This is a genomic window from Agromyces mediolanus (genome assembly GCF_023715325.1).
GTDB lineage: Bacteria > Actinomycetota > Actinomycetes > Actinomycetales > Microbacteriaceae > Agromyces > Agromyces mediolanus_A.
This window is the reverse complement of record NZ_JAMBNX010000005.1, coordinates 343,567-360,883: the sequence shown is the minus strand read 5'-3', so window position 1 is coordinate 360,883 and position 17,317 is coordinate 343,567. Positions and strand designations below refer to the sequence as shown.

Below are 17,317 nucleotides of genomic sequence, written 5' to 3'. Positions count from 1 at the left end.
CCCAAACCCCCCCCGGGGGGGGTGGGGGGGGGGGGGGGGGGGGGGGGGGGTGGGGGGTGGGGGGGTTGGGGGTGCGGGCGGGTGCGGGCGCGGATGGGGTGGGGCGGCGCGCGGTAGCGTGGCGGGGTGATCCGCCGCCACGTCCTCGTCTCCGGCCGCGTCCAGGGCGTCGGCTACCGCTACCTCGCCCGCAAGCACGCCGAGCGGCTCGGCATCGCAGGCTGGGTGCGGAACCTCCCCGACGGGCGCGTCGAGGCCGAGATCGAGGGCGAGGCGGACACCGTCGCCATCATGCTGCACCGACTCGAGGCCGGCCCACCCGGATCCCGGGTGACCGGCCTCGAACTCGCCGAACTCCCCCTCGCCGATCCCCGCGAGGAGCCCGACGAACGCGGCAGTCGATTCCGCATCCGCCGCTGACACGCAGAACGGCCCGCCGGATCACCGGCGGGCCGTTCTGGTGTCTGAGACGACTCAGATGGCGTTGACGTCCAGCGGGATGCCGGGGCCGAACGTGGTCGACACGGCGCCCTTCTGGATGTAGCGGCCCTTCGAGCTCGACGGCTTGAGGCGGACGACCTCTTCGAGGGCGGCCTTGGCGTTCTCCTCGAGCTGCTCGGTCGAGAAGGAGGCCTTGCCGACGACGAAGTGCACGTTCGCGTGCTTGTCGACGCGGAACTCGATCTTGCCGCCCTTGATGTCCGAGACGGCCTGGCCGACGTTCGGGGTCACCGTGCCGGTCTTCGGGTTCGGCATGAGGCCGCGCGGGCCGAGGACCTTGCCGAGACGACCGACCTGGCCCATGAGCTCGGGGGTCGAGACGGCCGAGTCGAAGGCGGTGTAGCCCGCGGCGACCTTCTCGATGAGCTCGGCGCCGCCGACCTCGTCGGCGCCGGCCGCGATCGCGGCCTCGGCCGCGGGGCCCGTCGCGAAGACGATGACGCGGGCGGTCTTGCCGGTGCCGTGCGGGAGGATGACGGTGCCGCGCACCATCTGGTCGGCCTTGCGGGGGTCGACGCCGAGCTTCAGGGCGACCTCGACGGTCGAGTCGAACTTCGCCGAGCCGGTCTCCTTCGCGAGGGCGACGGCCTCGCTCGGGGTGTAGTACTTGCCGGCCTCGATCTTCTCGGCCGCGGCCCGGTAGGCCTTGGACTTCTGTGCCATGGTGCTTCTCCTTGCGAGAGTGTGGTCATCGCGCTGGCGGGCGCTGCCACGAATGAGAGTTCTGAAGGCGGATGCCTCGAGGCATCCGTCGGTGCTCAACCGAGCGAGGCGATTACTCGACCGTGATGCCCATCGAACGGGCGGTGCCCGCGATGATCTTCGACGCGGCGTCGAGGTCGTTCGCGTTCAGGTCGGACATCTTCTGCTCGGCGATCGCACGGACCTGGTCGGGGCTGATCTTGCCGACCTTGGTGGTGTGCGGGACGCCCGAACCCTTGGCGACGCCGGCGGCCTTCTTGATGAGCTCGGCGGCGGGCGGGGTCTTCAGGATGAAGGTGAAGCTGCGGTCCTCGTAGACCGTGATCTCGACGGGGATCACGTTGCCGCGCTGCGACTCGGTGGCCGCGTTGTAGGCCTTGCAGAACTCCATGATGTTGACGCCGTGCTGACCCAGCGCCGGACCGATCGGCGGGGCGGGGTTGGCGGCGCCGGCGTTGATCTGAAGCTTGATCAGACCAGTGACCTTCTTCTTCGGTGCCATGATTTCTCTCTTTCTGTTCGAACGCCCCGGCGGGGCACTCTCCCGTCACTCCGGCGGTTCCGGGTGGCGGTGGATCGTGTGGTTCGGATGGCCCAAACGCAGCACAACCCTCCGAGTATACCGGAGGGTCGGCTGGACGTACGGTGTGCGGGCTGCTAGAGCTTCGTGACCTGGTCGAAGCTGAGCTCGACCGGGGTCTCGCGCTCGAAGAGCGAGACGAGGACCGTGAGCTTGCCGCTCTCGGGCTTGATCTCGCTGATCGTGCCGGGCAGGCCCGCGAACGAGCCGTCCTTGATGGTGATGGTCTCGCCGACCTCGAAGTCGACCTCGGCCTGCACCTGGCGGGAGGCGCCGGAGGCGGCGGCCGCCTTCGAGCCCTTCGCCGCGGGAACGTCGGCCGGGGCGACGAGGCTCTTCAGCATGCCGAAGGCCTCTTCGAAGCGCAGCGGCGTGGGGTTGTGGGCGTTGCCCACGAAGCCGGTGACGCCGGGCGTGTGGCGGATGACCGACCACGAGTCCTCGTTGAGCTCCATGCGCACGAGCACGTAGCCGGGGATGCGCACGCGGGTGACCATCTTGCGCTGGCCGTTCTTGATCTCGACGACATCTTCCATCGGCACTTCGACCTGGTAGATGTAGTCGGCCATCGCCATCGACTCGCGGCGCTGCTCGATGTTCGCCTTCACGCGGCGCTCGAAGCCCGCGTAGGAGTGGATGACGTACCACTTGCCCGGGAGGAAGCGCAGCTCGGCGCGGAACTCCTCGTACGGGTCGAACTCGCTCTCGGCCTCTTCTTCGACGGCCTCGGCGGCCGCCTCGGCCTCGTCGGCGGAGTCGATGTCGAGGGCGTCGTCGACGACCGCGTCGGCCTCGGGGTCGCTCGCCTCGGCGAGGGAGTCGAGGACGGCGTCGAGGTCGACCTCGTTGCCCTCGTCGTCCACCACGTGGACGGCGATGTGCTCGGCCGCCTCGGAGGAGTCCTCCTCGTGCTGGTTGACGTTGCCCGTCTGCGCCTCGTCGTCCTCGGCAGACTGCTCGGCAGCCGTAGCCCAGTCGACGTCGTCGCGCTCAGTCCTTGACACTTCTGATCCTTACTTCGTGAGTCCCGACCGGCACTCGGCGAGTCTCGGTCGACGTGGGCCCGAAGCCCCGATCAGACTCCCGGTTGCCCGAAGACGTACACCACCAGCAGACCGAACAGCTGGTCGAGGCCCCAGACGAGCGCCATCATGATGATGACGAAGACGAGCACGACGATCGTGAAATTGACGAGCTCCTTGCGGGTCGGGGTGACGACCTTCTTCAGTTCTGCGATGACCTGACGGATGAACAGCGCGATCCGGGCGAACGGATTCCGACGCGCAGCGCGGTCGCGCTTGGCGTTGGCGACGACATCCTCGCTGGGTTCGTCGATGATCTTCCGGGCCACCTGTACACCTTTCGTGGGCCGGCATTCACTGCCGGCTCGCAGGGCGGACAGGACTCGAACCTGCAACCTGCGGTTTTGGAGACCGCTGCTCTACCAATTGAGCCACCGCCCTAAGCCCCCGTTGCCTGGGGCCTGGAGGCCGTTCGCCCCGCCTCAGCACACCTCCCCCGAAACGGATTTCGGGCGCAGTGAAGCATTGCCGGAACGAGCAACCTCACCCAGTCTATGCGACGCGAGCGGCTCGCGCGAACCGACGCCTACATTGGGACCATGACCCCGGACCGCGCCGCACGCCGCACGCCCGAACCGAGCTCGAGCGTCGAGGTCACCGGCGAGCACTCCCAGTTCCGACTCGACCTCGAGCGCATCCGCTTCTCGCCCTACTTCTCGCGGCTCTCCGCCGTGACCCAGGTCATCGCGCAGCCGGGCGCGGGCCCCCTCATCCACAACCGCCTCACCCACTCGATCAAGGTGACCGCCGTCGCCCGCGCGATCGCCGTCGGCTTCGCCGATCCCGCCTCGCCGGCCAACGCCCTCGCCCGTGAGCACGGCTGCGACGCGGTCGTCGTGCAGGCCGCCGCGAGCGCGCACGACCTCGGCCACCCGCCGTTCGGCCATCTCGGCGAGCGCGTGCTCGACCGGCTCGCCCGCGAGACCCTGGGCCTCGCCGACGGCTTCGAGGGCAACGCGCAGAGCTACCGCATCATCGCGACGCTCGACGTCACCGCGTCCGCCGCGCACGGCCTGAACCTCACCTCGGCGGTCCGGGCGGCCGTCGCGAAGTACCCGTGGACGCGATTCGCGCGCCCGGTGGCGTTCCCCGACGGCGGACTCCCCCGCGGGCTGCGGCTCGTCGACGGGGCCGTCGAGGCGGGCAAGTTCTCCGCCTACGACCTCGACGCGGCCGACCTCGCCGCCGCGCGCACGGGGCTGCCGCCGATGGAGCAGTCGCTCGAGTGCTCGGTCATGGACACCGCCGACGACATCGCGTACTCGATCCACGACGTCGACGACTTCTACCGCGCCGGCCTCCTCAGCCAGGGGGCCGTCGCCCGCGAGTTCCGCGGCTGGACGCAGGCCGCGGGCGAGCTCCGCGCGCTCGCCGACGAGGAGCTCGCCGCCCGCACCGCGCCACCAGGGGCCGCGCTCGAGGCACTGCGCCGCAAGCTCCGCCGCTCCGACGACTGGATCGCCGACGACGACGCCTTCGCCGCCGCGGTCGACGCCGTCGCCGACGACCTCGTCGACGGCCTGCTCGCCTCGCCCTTCGACGGATCGATCGCCTCGGAGCGGGCGCTGTCCTCGTTCACGAACGGCTGGATCGGGCACCTGCAGACCTCCGTCGTGCCGGCCCCGCCCGGCGTCGCCCGCACGGGCCTCGTCACGCTCGACCAGGCCGCCTGGCACGAGGTGGAGATCCTGAAGTTCGTGCACCGGCACTTCATCCTCGACCGGGCCGACATCGCGATGTACCAGCGCGGGCTCAGCCGGGTGCTGACCCGCGCCGTGAAGGGGCTCACCGCGTGGGCGACCGACGAGTACGACCGGCACCGGGTGCCCCAGCGGCTGCGCGAGCTCATCGAGATCGCGACCGACGGCTACGCCCTGCTCCGGCGCACCCGCCCGGAGGGGGTGCCGGTGCCCGAGGTCGGCGAACTCGCCCGGCTCGGCGTCGGCCGCGGCGTCGTCGACTACGTCGCCTCGCTCTCGGACGATCAGGCGCTCGCGGTGTCCGAGGCGATCGACGGCCGGCCGGACCGGCTCTGGGACATCGGTCAGAACCTCTGAATCCGCGCCGGATGCCGGTCGGATCGACGGTTCGGCCGGCGCTGCCGCTCGGTAGACTCGCAGTGTGACCGAGAAGCCGCGCCTGTCCGCCCGCATCGCCGCCATCGCCGAGTCCGCGACCCTGAAGGTCGATGCGAAGGCGAAGGCCCTCCAGGCCGAGGGGCGCCCGGTCATCTCCTATGCCGCGGGCGAACCCGACTTCGCGACGCCCGAGCACATCGTCGAGGCGGCGCTCGCCGCCACGCACGACCCCAAGAACTACCGCTACACGCCCGCGGCGGGCCTGCCCGAGCTCCGCGAGGCGATCGCCGACAAGACGCGGCGCGACTCCGGCCTCGACGTGCCCGCCTCCCGGGTCGTCGTCACGAACGGCGGCAAGCAGGCCGTCTACCAGGCCTTCCAGGTGCTCCTCGACGAGGGCGACGAGGTGCTCGTTCCGACGCCGTACTGGACCACCTACCCCGAGGCGATCAAGCTCGCCGGCGGACGCCAGGTCGACGTCTTCGCCGGCAGCGAGCAGGGCTACCTCGTCACGGTCGAGCAGCTCGAGGCCGCCCGCACCGAGCGCACGAAGGTGCTGCTCTTCGTCTCGCCGTCGAACCCGACGGGCGCCGTGTACCCGCCCGAGCAGGTGCGCGCCATCGGCGAGTGGGCGCTCGAGCACGGCATCTGGGTGATCGCCGACGAGATCTACCAGAACCTCACCTACGCCGCGCTCGACACCGAGGTGGGCGCCCCCGCCCCGCGCGCGCTCTCGATCGTCGAGGCCGTGCCCGGTCTCGCGGAGCAGGCGATCCTGGTGAACGGCGTGGCGAAGACGTACGCCATGACGGGTTGGCGACTCGGCTGGATGGTCGGCCCCGCCGACGTCATCAAGGGCGCCGCGAACCTGCAGTCGCACCTCACCTCGAACGTGTCGAACATCTCCCAGCGCGCCGCGATCGCCGCCCTCACCGGGCCGCAGGAGCCCGTCGAGCAGATGCGCCGCGCCTTCGACCGCCGCCGGCGCACGATCGTCGCGGAGCTCTCGAAGATCGAGGGCCTGCGGGTGCCGGTGCCCGAGGGGGCGTTCTACGTGTACCCCGACGTGACGGGCCTCCTCGGCCGGGAGTGGGGCGGCGTCACGCCGACGAGCTCGCTCGAGCTCGCCGACCTCATCCTGGAGCGGGCCGAGGTCGCCGCGGTGCCCGGCGAGGCGTTCGGACCGAGCGGCTTCCTGCGCTTCAGCTACGCGCTCGGCGACGAGCCGCTCCTCGAGGGCGTGCAACGCCTGCAGCGCCTCTTCGGCTGAGCCCGGGGCAGGCTCAGGAGAACGCGCGGCGGGCCTCGGCCACCACCGCGTCGGCGATCGTGTCGAGCAGCGGCGAGCGCAGGTTCCACTGCTGCCAGTGCAGCGGCACGTCGATCGGTGGCCCGCCGAGCGGCACGAGCCGCCCGTCGGCGAGCTCCTCGTCGCTCTGGAAGCCGGGCAGCATGCCCCAGCCGAGCCCGAGCTTCACGGCGACGGCGAAGTCGTTCGACGCGGGCACGTAGTGCCTGGGCGGGGCGGTGTCGTCGGCGCCGACGAATCGGAGGAAACCCGTCTGCAAGTCGTCGCGCCGGTCGAAGTCGACGAGCGGCGCGCGCGAGAGCGCCACGGGCGTCATGCCGTCGGGCAGCCAACGCGCCACGTAGTCGGGTGTCGCGACGGCGCGGTACCGCATCACTCCGAGCGGCCGCGCGACGCAGCCGGCCACGGGCGTCGCCTGCGAGGTGATCGCCGCCATGACGGTGCCCGACTCGAGCAGCTCGGCGGTGAAGTCCTGGTCGTCGCGGTGCAGGTCGAAGACGACCGGATGCCTCGCCGCGAGCTGCGCGAGGGTCGGCAGGATCCAGGTGCCGAGCGTGTCGGCGTTCACCGCGAGGGGAACGGCGATCGGGCGGCGCTCGGCCGGGGAGTCGGGCTCCGCGGCGAGCGCGAACCCGGCGAGCGCGTCGTGCTCGAGCAGCGCGAGCTGCCGGGCGTAGCGCACCACGGCCTGCCCCGCCTCGGTCGCGCGCACGGGCTTCTGCCGCACGAGGAGCACGCGGCCGAGGTGCTGCTCGAGCGCCTTGATGCGCTGCGAGACGGCGGACGGGGTGATCTGCAGCACCCGCGAGGCCGCGTCGAACGTGCCCTCGGCGACGACGGTCGCGAGGGTGCGGGCGAGTTCGGCCGGAATCTCCATCTGAAGCCATGCTAATGCCGCTGAAGAATCCTGAACTGTACTTCAGGCATCCGTCACCCTAACGTCGAGCCGTGGACCTCAGCTCGACCCTCGCCGGCCTCGGCCTCGGCCTCTCGCTCATCGTCGCCATCGGCGCGCAGAACGTGTTCGTGCTGCGCCAGGGCATCCGCCGCGAGCACGTCTTCGCGGTGGCCGCGGTCTGCGCGATCTCGGACGCGGTGCTCATCCTCGCCGGAGTGTCGGGCATCGGCGCCGTGCTCACCGCGGTGCCGTGGCTCGTCGACGTCGTGCGCTGGGCGGGGGCCGCATTCCTCGCCGGCTATGCCGTGCTCGCCGCGAAGCGCGCGATCCGGCCGAGCGGCGCGACGCTCGGCCCCGGCGCATCGACCGCGGCGCCGTCCGACGGGACACCGGACGGCGCCGCACCCTCCACCGGCCCCGCCGCCACGGCCGTGACGGCCGGTACGCTCACGGCCGCGCCCGCCCGGCCGACGCGCGACACCGGTGCCGCCGCCGGCACGACCCTCCTCGCGACGCTCGGCACCTGCCTCGCCCTCACCTGGTTGAACCCGCACGTCTACCTCGACACCGTGTTCCTGCTCGGCTCGGTCGCCAACGGGCACGGCGAGGGGCGCTGGTGGTTCGCGCTCGGGGCCGCGCTCGGCTCGGTGCTCTGGTTCTTCGGCCTCGCGTACGGGGCGCGGCTGCTCGGCCGGGTGCTTTCGACGCCGCGCGCCTGGCGCATCCTCGACGGCGTCATCGCGGTCGTGATGCTCGCCCTCGCGGTGTCGCTCGTGCTGCCGCGCTGAGCGACATCGCGCTGCGCCGGCGGTCAGTCGAAGTCGAGCACGAAGTCGCGGGTGAGCGAGGCCGCGGGAGTGGCTTCGCCCCCAGGCGCGACCTCGCAATCGACGAGGATCGCCGCGTAGCCGCCCTCGCCGTCGAGGTCCTTCCTCGCGAGCGAGGTGACGACATGCTCCACCCCGCGATCCGTGTAGCCGCCCTCGCGCTGCGCGAACTCGATCGCGTCGTCGCTGTGCCAGGCCGCGAGCGCGATCGCGCCGCTCGCCGGCGCGTCCTCCGTGCGGGTGCTCTCGGAGGCCCGCGCGCCTGAATAGACGTGCGCCACGATCATCGCCTCGGCGAGCGCCGCGCTGGCGCCGCGACGGCCGTTGTCGAGGTCGGCGGCGGTGATCGCGCTCTTCGGATTCGCGCGGAGATGCACCTCGCAGTTCGCGGAGGACGAGGCGTACGCCTCGTTCCCGCCGAAATCGGGGATCTGCTCCCAATCGCCCCACCGCTCGAGCGACCACGCCGGACCCGTCCCGAAGTCGACCGCATCGTCGAGGCCGATCACGCTGCTCGGCTCGAACGGCTCCGGCTCGACCTCCGGCTCCGGCTCGGCCTCCGGCTCCGGCCAGCCCTCCGTCCCGCTGAACCCCGCGCCGGCGCCCGCACCGGCGCGGATCTCCTCCGCCCTGGCGCTCACCGTCGATGAGACCGCGGCGAGCGACAGCGCCCCGATCACGCTCAGCAGCAGCGCGAGCGGTGCCGCGATCGCGAGCACCACCCAGGCCGCAGCGGGGAGAGGTGGATGCGTCGAGCGAGACGCGAACGGGTCCTCGTGCGACACGCTGCTCCGATCCGATCGGGGCGCGCCCCGGCGGCGCGCCGCCTCAGACTAGCGGCCGGCATCCACCGATCGGGGGATGCCGGGATCGCCAGTTCGGGGGTGCCCCCGGCCCGGGCGGACGCGGGAGCATCGCAGTATGGACCAGATTCAGAGCCCCGCCGTCCGGGTGCGCGGCCTCCGCAAGGCGTACGGCGGCGTGACCGCCGTCGACGGCATCGACCTCGACATCGCCCGCGGCGAGACGCTCGCGCTGCTCGGGCCGAACGGGGCGGGCAAGTCGACGACGATCGAGATCCTGGAGGGGTACCGGCGACGCAGCTCGGGCGAGGTCTCGGTGCTCGGCGCCGACCCTGCGACGGGCGGCCGCGCCTGGCGAGCGGAGCTCGGCATCGTGTTGCAGTCCGCCCCGGAGACCGGGCTGTACACGGTCCGCGAGCAGCTGCGCCAGTTCGCCGGATACTCCCCGCACCCGCGCGACGTCGACGAGGTGATCGCGGCGGTCGGCCTCGAACGGAAGGCCGGCACCCGCATCTCGAAGCTCTCCGGCGGCCAGCGTCGTCGTGTCGACGTCGCGCTCGGCATCATCGGCCGACCGCAGCTGCTCTTCCTCGACGAGCCGACGACGGGCTTCGACCCCGAGGCCCGCCGCGAGTTCTGGGGCCTCATCGAACAGTTGAAGGCCGAGGGGACCACGATCCTGCTCACGACCCACTACCTCGACGAGGCCGCGCAGCTCGGCGACCGTGCCGCGGTCATCCTGGACGGCCGGATCGTCGCCGAGGGCGCGATCGACCAGCTCGGCGGCCGTGCCGCCAGGGTCCCGATCGTGCGGTGGCGGGATGCCTCCGGCGCGCGGCGCGAGCAGCGCACCGAGCGCCCCGCCGAACTCGTCGCCGCGCTCGCGGCGGACGCCGAGGCCGCGGGCGACGGGCGCGACGGCGAGCCCGCCGAGCTCGAGGTCATCCGCCCGAGCCTCGAGGACGTCTACCTCGAACTCGTGAGCGCGGCATCCGCGCCCGCCGAGACGCCCGGCGTCTCGTCCGCCCCGACCCCGACCCCGACCGCGACCCCCGAGGAGGCCCGCGCATGAGCGCCGTCACCGCCCAGCCCGCCGCCGACCGCGCCGGCGCCGCCCGCCTGCCCGGCGTCCTCGCCACCGGTCTCCGACGCATGACCTACGAGGTGCGCGGGTACTTCCGCAGCCCGGACACCGTGTTCTTCACCTTCCTGTTCCCGCTCGTCATGCTCGGCATCTTCACCGCCGCGTTCAGCTCGGCCGGCGAGATCGCGCCGGGGCCGGGCACCGAGGGCGTGAGCGTGGGCGCCTACTACCTGCCGGGCATGCTCGCGGCGGGCGTGCTGCTCTCCGGCGTGCAGGGCCTCGCGGTCGACATCGCCGGCGAGAAGGGCGACGGGACGCTGAAGCGGCTCGGCGGCACACCGCTGTCCCCCGTGTCGTACTTCATCGGCAAGCTCGGCCAGGTGTTCGTCACCGGGGTGCTGCAGGCGGCCCTCCTGCTGCTCGTCTCGGCCACGGTCTTCGGCGTCGCGCTGCCGACGAGCGGCGAGGCCTGGCTGACGTTCGCCTGGGTGTTCGTGCTCGGCACGGTCGCCTCGGCGCTCCTCGGCATCGCGCTGTCCTCCGTGCCGCGCAGTTCGCGCTCGGCCACGGCGGTCGTCGTGCCGATCGTGCTCGTGCTGCAGTTCATCTCGGGCGTGTACCTGCAGTTCTCCGCACTGCCGGAGTGGATGCAGAACCTCGCGAGCCTGTTCCCGCTGAAGTGGATGGCGCAGGGCATGCGCGCCGCCTTCCTGCCGGAGGACTTCGCCGTGCTGGAGCAGCACGGCTCCTGGGATCTCGGCTGGGTCGCGGTCTGGCTCCTCGCCTGGCTCGTGATCGGACTCGTCGTGAGCCGGCTCACCTTCCGCTGGATCCGGCGCGACGCCTGAGGCGCGTGAGAGCATGACGGAATGCTGAACCGCCGCTGGTGGGACCTCGCCGCCGTCGCGGTGTCGGCCGTCGTCGTCACCTTCGGCCTCGTCTTCCCGCCGTACGGCCCGCAGGACTGGGGCAGCTGGTCGGTCGTCGCGGTGTTCCTCCTGGTCTACGTCGGCTACCTCAGGTGGCGGATCGGCTCGGAGGACCCGCGCCACCACGTCGCGATCACCGCCATCCTCGTCACCGTCGTGTTCGCGGGGACGGCGTTCGACTCCGGCGCCGCGACCTTGCAGGCCTTCGCCTATCCGTTCCTCTGGATCACCGCGCCGTCGACGAAACGTGCGATCGTCGGCAACGTGCTCCTCGCCGTCGCCGTCGCCGCGGGCTACGCGGTCGGGCTCGGGCCGACCGGCGTGCTCGCGGGCATCGGGGTCGGCGCGCTGTCGCTCGCGTTCAGCCTCGCGCTCGGCCTGTGGATCACCCGCATCGCCGAGGTCGGCGAGGAGCGGGCGCGCCTGCTCGACGAGCTGCAGGCCGCACAGGGGCAGCTCGCGGCGATGCACCGGGAGACGGGCGTGACCGAGGAACGGGCCCGGCTCGCGCGGGAGATCCACGACACGATCGCGCAGAGCCTCACCGGGCTCGTCATGCTCGCGCAGCGGGCGGAGCGACGATTGGATGCCCCGTCGCCCGACGTAGCCGCCGCGCGCAGCGATCTCGGGCTCATCGAGGAGATGGCGCGCGAAGCCCTCACCGAGGCCCGCGGGCTCGTCGCCGCCGTCTCCCCCATCGCCCTCGACACGACCCTCGCCGACGCGCTCGGCCGGCTCGCCGCCGCCTTCGAGCGGGAGACGGGCGTCGCCGTCGCGCTCGAGGCGCGCGCGCCGGGGCTCGGTCGCGAACTCGAGGTGGTGCTGCTGCGCGCCTCGCAGGAGGGGCTCGCGAACGTGCGGAAGCACGCGCGGGCGAGGCACGCCTCGCTCACCGTCGAGACGGCCGACGGGATGGTCCGGCTCATCGTGCGCGACGACGGCGTCGGCCCCGGCCCGGACGACGCGCCCGGCTTCGGGCTCGCGGGGCTCCGCGAGCGGGTCGCGCTCGCCGGCGGGCGGGTGTCCTTCGGCCCGGCGACCGGGGGCGGGGCGGAGCTCCGCGTCGAGCTGCCCGTCGAGGCATCCGTGGCCGCGCCGAGTGACGGAGGCGCCGCATGAACGCGCCGATCCGCGTCGTCGTCGCCGACGACACCCCGTCGTGCGCGCCGGCATCGTCGGCCTCCTCGAGAGCGCCGACGACATCGAGGTGGTCGGCGTGGCCGCCGACGGGCTCGAAGCCGTCGCACTCGCCGCCCGGCTCACCCCGGCGCTCGTGCTCATGGACCTGCGCATGCCCGGCCTCGACGGCGCCCAGGCGACCGCCCGCATCCTCGCCGACGGCGGCGGCGTGCGGGTGCTCGTGCTCACGACGTACGACACCGACGAGCACATCGTCGAGGCGATCGAGGCCGGGGCCTCCGGCTACCTGCTGAAGGCCGCACCGCAGGAGGAGATCCTCGCCGGCATCCGCGCCGTCGTCGCGGGCGAGACGGTGCTCGCGCCCTCGGTCGCCGCCCAGCTCGTGCGCCGGATGCGGGCGGATGCCGGCAGCTCGGCCGCCCCGGCGCAGGCCCTCTCGCCGCGCGAGCTCGAGGTGCTGCGCCTCGTCGCCGCCGGCAGCTCGAACCCGGAGATCGCGCGCACCCTCGTGATCGGCGAGGCGACGGTCAAGACGCACCTCACGCACGTGTTCGAGAAGCTCGGCGTGAACGACCGCACCAGGGCCGTGACCCGCGCGATGGAGCTCGGCCTGCTCTGAGCCCGAGCTCCCGCAGGCGCGGCTCAGCCGGTGTTCTGCAGGCCCGCGGCGATCCCGTTCACGGCGAGGAGCAGCAGCCGCAGCTCGTGCTCGTCCGGCGTCGCGCCCGCGGTCTGCTCCTCGCGCACCGCTCGGAGCGCGCGCAGCTGCAGCAGCGAGAGGGCGTCGACGTACGGGCTCCGCAGGTGCACCGCCCGCTGCAGCACCGGCTGCTCGGCGAGCAGCTCGTCGTGCCCGCTCGCCCGCAGCACCCACTCGCGGGTGAGCGCGAGCTCGTCGAGCACGAGCGCGGCGAGCTCGTCGCGGTCGCCGAGCGCGAGGTAGCGCTCGGCGAGCCGGTCGTCGGCCTTCGCGAGCGACATCTCGACGTTGTCGATCATCGAGGCGAACAGCGGCCACTCCCGGTACGCCCGGCGCAGCAGCTCCTCGTCGCCCACCGCGGCGAGCGCGGTGCCGAGCCCGAACCAGCCGGTGAGGTTGATCCGCGCCTGGGTCCACGCGAACACCCACGGGATGGCCCGCAGGTCCTCGAGCGAGGACACCGACAGCCCGCGCCGCGCGGGCCGGGAGCCGAGGGCGAGGAGCCCGACCTCCTCCATCGGCGTCACCCGCGCGAACCACGGCGCGAACCCCTCCGCCTTGACGAGCGCGAAGAAGCGGGCTCGGGATGCCTCGTCGAGCTGCTTCGCGAGCCCCGCGAAGCGGGCGGCGGCCTCGCGGTTGCGCGCCTCGTTCTCCGGGCTGCCCGCGAGCAGGGTGGCCGCGGCCATCTGCTCGAGGTGCCGCGCCGCGATGTCGGCGTCGCCGTAGCGGGCGAAGATGACCTCGCCCTGCTCGGTCACCTTGAAGCGGCCGTCGACGGAGCCGGGCGGCTGGGCCAGCACGGCCTCGTTCGTGCGCCCGCCGCCCCGGCCGAGCGCACCGCCGCGGCCGTGGAAGAGGGTGAGCCGGATGTCGTTCCGCTCCGCCCAGGCAGCGATGCGCGCCTGCGCGGCGTCGAGAGCGAGCGTCGCGGCGACGGGGCCGACGTCCTTCGAGGAGTCCGAGTAGCCGAGCATCACCTCGATCGAGCGGCCGGTCTCGGCGAGCCGCCGCTGCACCTGGGGCAGCTGCAGCATCCCGTCGAGGATGTCGGTGGACGCCTCGAGGTCGGCGAAGGTCTCGAACAGCGGGATGACGTCGAGCACCGGGGCGTCGTCGCCGAGCGCGGCCTCGGCGAGCCGGTGGACGTTCGCGAGGTCGTCGGCGCTCTGCGTGAAGGAGACGATGTAGCGGCGGGCGGCGCGCAGTCCGTACCGCCGCTGCAGCTCGGCGATCGTGCGGAAGACCTCGAGCACCTCGCTCGCGAGCTCGCTGCGCCCGGCGTCGCCCGCGGGGGCCTCGGCGAGCTCGGCGAGCACCCGGCGGTGCACCTCGGAGTGCTGGCGCACCTCGAGCTCGGCGAGGTGGAAGCCGAACGTCTCCACCTGCCAGACGAGCCCCTGCAGCTCGCCGTTCGCGCTGCGGTGCGCGCCCGCGGCGGCGAGCGAGGCCTGCACGAGGCGGAGCTCGGCGAGGAACTCCTCGGGCGAGCCGTAGGCGAGGCTCGCGTCGCCCACCCGGGTCGCCCGCAGCCGGGCGGCGGCCACGAGCAGCACGCGGCGGTGCGGCTCGTCGGGGGCGCGGGTGCCGATGCCCGCGGTGACCTCGGGTGCCAGCCGCTGCTGGGCCGCCCAGAGCTCCCGCACCTCCGGCGAGGCCGGTGTGCCGTCCTCGGCGAGGGTGAGGCTCCGCCCGATGCGGGTGGCCGCGCGCTCGAGCCCGAGCAGCACGTGCTCCGCGGCGATCGCGGCGGCGGCGGCCGTGGTCTCGGCCGTGACGAAGGGGTTGCCGTCGCGGTCGCCCGCGATCCAGCTGCCGAAGCGGACGAACGCGGGGGCGACGGCGGGTGCGAGGCCCGCGTCGCGGCCCTGCAGGCGGTCGTCGAGCTGCCGGTACACGCGCGGCACGACCTCGAACAGGGTCTGGTCGAAGACGTTCATCGCGCTGCGCACCTCGTCGAGCGGGGTGGGGCGGGTGGTGCGGATCGGCGAGGTGCGCCAGAGCACGTCGATCTGCTCGGCGAGGCGGCGGTCGAGCTCGGCCGGGTCGGCGGCCGGGGCGAGCCGGAGCAGCTCTTCGCGCTCGGCGAGCAGTTCTCCGACGCGGCGGATCGCGGAGGCGACGGCGCGGCGCCGGGCCTCGGTCGGGTGGGCGGTGAGCACGGGGTGGAAGCGCAGGCGGCGCAGGCGTTCGGCCGCGGCATCCTCGCCGATCTCGGCGACGAGGTGGTCGTAGGCCGCACCGAGCGACTCGGCCGGGGCGTCGCGGTCGCCGCCGTCGCGGGCGCGGAGCACGCGCACGCGGTGGTGCTCCTCGGCGAGGTTCGCGAGGTGGAAGTACACCGTGAACGCGCGGGCCACCTCCTCGGCGCGCGCGGGCGTGAAGGCGGCCACGAGGGCCTCGGCATCCTCGAGGGAGGCGCCCTCGCCCTCGTACGCGGCGATCGCGAGCGCGCGGAGGCGTTCGACGTCGTCGAGGAGGGCGGGGCCGCCGGCCTCGGCGAGGACCGTGCCGAGGAGGCTGCCGAGCAGGCGCACCTCGGCGCGGAGCTCGTGGTCGATGCGGTCGCTGACGGCCTCGCGGACGCTGGGGTCGTGGTGGGCTGCGGCGGGCTCTGAGGGGAAGGCGGAGCTGGTCACCCTGCGACCGTACCCGGATTCGCGTGACGGTCACATTTCGTCACGTCACATTCCGCGACGCTCCCCAACCGACTTGCCCGACTTTCATGAAAGTCGGGCAAGTCGGTTGGGGAGCGGGTCAGAGCAGGCGGCGCGCGGTCGCCCAGGCGGTGAGCTCGTGCCGGCTCGAGAGCTGGAGCTTGCGGAGCACCGCCGAGACGTGCGTCTCCACCGTCTTCACCGAGATGAACAGCTCGGCGGCGACCTCCTTGTAGGCGTAGCCGCGGGCGATCAGCCGCATCACCTCCTGCTCTCGCGCGGAGAGCCGGTCGAGCTCGTCGCCCGCGACGGCCGTCTCGCCGACCGCGGCGCCGAAGGCGTCGAGCACGAAGCCCGCGAGCTTCGGCGAGAAGACCGCATCGCCGGTCGCCACGGCGTGCACCGCCCGGCTGACCTCGCCACCGGAGGAGCCCTTCGTGATGTAGCCGCGGGCGCCGGCTCGGATCACGCCGACGACGTCCTCCGCCTTGTCCGAGACGCTGAGGGCGAGGAAGCGGGTCGCCGGCAGTTCTGGCGCCGCCCGGCGGATCACCTCGGCCCCGCCCGTGCTGCCGGCGGGCACCGCGAGGCCGGGCAGGTGCACGTCGAGCAGCACCACGTCGGGCGCGGTCTCGGCGACCACGGCGAGCGCCGACTCGACGTCGTGCGCCTCGCCGACGACGTCGATCGAGGCGTCGAGGTCGGCCTTCAGGCCGGAGCGGAAGATCGAGTGGTCGTCGACGACGACGACCCGGACGGATGCCTCAGCCACGCGTTCCCCCTTCGCCGGGCCCTGCGGCCGGCATCCGCAGTCGCACCTGCGTGCCGACGCCGCCCGCGCCCGGGCCGACCTCGGCCTCGCCGCCGGCGCGGCGCATCCGGCCCACGATCGACTGCCGCACGCCGAGCCGGTCGGCCGGCACCTCGTCGAGCGAGAACCCCGTGCCGCGGTCGCGGACGAAGACCTCGACCGCGTCGGGGCGGCCCTCGACGTACACGGACACCTCGCCGCCGGCGTGCCGAGCCGCGTTCAGCATCGCCTCGCGGCAGGCGGCGGCGAGCTCGCCCGAGGCGCGTTCGCGCTGCTCGCCGACGACGACCACGTCGACGCTCACCGGGTACTCGATCTCGAGCACGGCGGCGACCTCGCGGAGCTCGGCGCCGAGGTCGCGGTCGGGCACGGCGTCGCCGGCGAAGAGCCACTCGCGCAGCTCGCGCTCCTGCGCACGGGCGATGCGGGCGACCTCGCTGGTGGCCCCGGCGCGGTTCTGGATCAGGGCGAGGGTCTGCAGCACGGAGTCGTGCAGGTGGGCGGCCATCTCGCTGCGCTGCTCTTCGCGGATGCGTCGGGTGCGCTCCTCGCTGAGCTCCCGCCAGCGGGTCACCAGCGTCGGCGCGTACACGAGGGCGATCCCGGCGACCGCGGCGAGGGCGACGGCGAAGGCGGGCCTCGGGGCCTCAGCGGCGGCCGGTCCGAACACGATCACGAACGCGATGACGGCGAGGGCGATCGTCGCGACGATGCGCACGGCGAACTCGTGCCGCGGCCCGCGGTCGGCGTCGGGCCGGTCGAGGAAGCCCGCCCACGCGGCTGCCGCGACGATGAGCCCGACGCCCGCGAGCGCGGGCCAGAACCAGGCGGGTCCACCGGTGGGCGGTCCGCCGGAGACCGCGGCGACGCCGAGCGGGACGGCGGCCGCGGCGAGCAGGATCCACGCGACCGGTGCCCGGCGCTTCGGCGCCGACTCACCGGGCTGCCAGGGCGTGAGCGCCCAGAGCCACAGGTAGAGCAGCAGGCCCGCGCCGCCGACGAGGCTCGTCAGCGCGAAGCCGAGCCGCACGAGCACGACCGGCCAGCCGAGGTGGCCCGCGAGACCGGCGGCGACGCCCGTCGCCACGCAGTCGCGCGGACGGGCGAGGCGCGGGACGATGCGGTCGTCGCCCGCGGCGGGGGCGGTGCTCATGCCTGCCATCCAAGCAGACGGGGCGGTCGTGCCCGCGGCCCCTGGACGCCGTTCAGGGTCGAA

At 73.3% G+C, this 17,317-nt stretch carries 17 protein-coding genes and 1 tRNA gene; 8 read left to right on the top strand and 10 right to left on the bottom strand.

What is annotated here, in order from left to right:
* The first annotated feature begins 126 nt into the window (after positions 1 to 126).
* Positions 127 to 420 carry an acylphosphatase gene (locus tag M3147_RS11620; RefSeq protein WP_251203628.1) on the top strand — a complete coding sequence of 98 codons (294 nt, stop codon included), beginning with the start codon at positions 127 to 129 and terminating at the stop codon, positions 418 to 420.
* Positions 421 to 474: 54 nt separating this feature from the next.
* Here M3147_RS11620 and rplA read toward each other — a convergent pair whose 3' ends face one another.
* The 5 genes from rplA to M3147_RS11595 form a co-directional block, all read right to left on the bottom strand.
* A complete protein-coding gene (gene rplA / locus M3147_RS11615) occupies positions 475 to 1,164 on the bottom strand; it encodes a 50S ribosomal protein L1 (protein WP_251203627.1) in 690 nt (229 codons plus the stop codon).
* A gap of 112 nt (positions 1,165 to 1,276) precedes the next feature.
* Complete coding sequence (gene rplK / locus M3147_RS11610; RefSeq protein ID WP_189085629.1) at positions 1,277 to 1,705, bottom strand: 50S ribosomal protein L11; 429 nt, start codon at positions 1,703 to 1,705, stop codon at positions 1,277 to 1,279.
* A gap of 155 nt (positions 1,706 to 1,860) precedes the next feature.
* A complete protein-coding gene (nusG, locus tag M3147_RS11605; RefSeq protein WP_251203626.1) occupies positions 1,861 to 2,787 on the bottom strand; it encodes a transcription termination/antitermination protein NusG in 927 nt (308 codons plus the stop codon).
* 71 nt (positions 2,788 to 2,858) lie between these two features.
* A complete protein-coding gene (gene secE / locus M3147_RS11600) occupies positions 2,859 to 3,134 on the bottom strand; it encodes a preprotein translocase subunit SecE (protein WP_230768106.1) in 276 nt (91 codons plus the stop codon).
* A gap of 39 nt (positions 3,135 to 3,173) precedes the next feature.
* Positions 3,174 to 3,246 (bottom strand) — tRNA-Trp (locus M3147_RS11595).
* Between the two features lie 158 nt (positions 3,247 to 3,404).
* On the opposite strand from M3147_RS11595, the gene dgt reads away from it, so the two are divergent.
* Together dgt and M3147_RS11585 are read left to right on the top strand one after the other, a co-directional pair.
* Positions 3,405 to 4,922 (top strand): dGTP triphosphohydrolase, encoded by a 1,518-nt coding sequence (gene dgt / locus M3147_RS11590; protein WP_251203625.1) that lies wholly within the window; start codon positions 3,405 to 3,407, stop codon positions 4,920 to 4,922.
* Positions 4,923 to 4,986: 64 nt separating this feature from the next.
* Entirely contained in the window at positions 4,987 to 6,213 is a 1,227-nt protein-coding gene (locus M3147_RS11585) for a pyridoxal phosphate-dependent aminotransferase (protein WP_251203624.1), read from the top strand.
* Between the two features lie 13 nt (positions 6,214 to 6,226).
* On the opposite strand, the gene M3147_RS11580 is transcribed toward M3147_RS11585, so the two are convergent.
* Positions 6,227 to 7,129: a LysR family transcriptional regulator ArgP gene (locus tag M3147_RS11580; protein ID WP_251203623.1), complete on the bottom strand. Its 903-nt coding sequence runs from the start codon at positions 7,127 to 7,129 to the stop codon at positions 6,227 to 6,229.
* A gap of 71 nt (positions 7,130 to 7,200) precedes the next feature.
* Here M3147_RS11580 and M3147_RS11575 point away from each other — a divergent pair, with 71 nt between their 5' ends.
* Positions 7,201 to 7,938, top strand: a complete 738-nt coding sequence (locus tag M3147_RS11575; RefSeq protein ID WP_251203622.1) for a LysE/ArgO family amino acid transporter — start codon at positions 7,201 to 7,203, stop codon at positions 7,936 to 7,938.
* 23 nt (positions 7,939 to 7,961) lie between these two features.
* Here M3147_RS11575 and M3147_RS11570 read toward each other — a convergent pair whose 3' ends face one another.
* The gene (locus M3147_RS11570; protein ID WP_251203621.1) at positions 7,962 to 8,762 is read right to left on the bottom strand and encodes a hypothetical protein; all 801 of its coding nucleotides are present in this window, start codon (positions 8,760 to 8,762) and stop codon (positions 7,962 to 7,964) included.
* A 136-nt stretch (positions 8,763 to 8,898) separates the two neighbouring features.
* On the opposite strand from M3147_RS11570, the gene M3147_RS11565 reads away from it, so the two are divergent.
* The 4 genes from M3147_RS11565 to M3147_RS11550 are packed head-to-tail and all read left to right on the top strand — an operon-like array spanning position 8,899 to position 12,552.
* Positions 8,899 to 9,852, top strand: coding sequence for an ABC transporter ATP-binding protein (locus tag M3147_RS11565; RefSeq protein ID WP_251203620.1), 954 nt, complete (start codon positions 8,899 to 8,901; stop codon positions 9,850 to 9,852).
* Positions 9,849 to 10,712 carry an ABC transporter permease gene (locus tag M3147_RS11560; RefSeq protein WP_251203619.1) on the top strand — a complete coding sequence of 288 codons (864 nt, stop codon included), beginning with the start codon at positions 9,849 to 9,851 and terminating at the stop codon, positions 10,710 to 10,712. The genes M3147_RS11565 and M3147_RS11560 overlap by 4 nt, the downstream gene beginning before the upstream one ends.
* 21 nt (positions 10,713 to 10,733) lie before the next feature.
* Entirely contained in the window at positions 10,734 to 11,912 is a 1,179-nt protein-coding gene (locus M3147_RS11555) for a sensor histidine kinase (RefSeq protein ID WP_251203618.1), read from the top strand.
* A gap of 40 nt (positions 11,913 to 11,952) precedes the next feature.
* On the top strand, positions 11,953 to 12,552 hold the full coding sequence (locus M3147_RS11550; RefSeq protein WP_308201066.1) for a response regulator transcription factor: 600 nt from the start codon (positions 11,953 to 11,955) through the stop codon (positions 12,550 to 12,552).
* A gap of 23 nt (positions 12,553 to 12,575) precedes the next feature.
* On the opposite strand, the gene M3147_RS11545 is transcribed toward M3147_RS11550, so the two are convergent.
* The 3 genes from M3147_RS11545 to M3147_RS11535 all read right to left on the bottom strand — a co-directional run bounded on the left by M3147_RS11545 (position 12,576) and on the right by M3147_RS11535 (position 17,254).
* Positions 12,576 to 15,272: a phosphoenolpyruvate carboxylase gene (locus M3147_RS11545; RefSeq protein ID WP_439954197.1), complete on the bottom strand. Its 2,697-nt coding sequence runs from the start codon at positions 15,270 to 15,272 to the stop codon at positions 12,576 to 12,578.
* A gap of 118 nt (positions 15,273 to 15,390) precedes the next feature.
* Positions 15,391 to 16,062, bottom strand: coding sequence for a LuxR C-terminal-related transcriptional regulator (locus tag M3147_RS11540; protein WP_251203617.1), 672 nt, complete (start codon positions 16,060 to 16,062; stop codon positions 15,391 to 15,393).
* Positions 16,055 to 17,254, bottom strand: coding sequence for an ATP-binding protein (locus M3147_RS11535; protein ID WP_251203616.1), 1,200 nt, complete (start codon positions 17,252 to 17,254; stop codon positions 16,055 to 16,057). Before M3147_RS11535 ends, M3147_RS11540 begins: the two co-directional genes overlap by 8 nt.
* Positions 17,255 to 17,317: the final 63 nt, after the last annotated feature.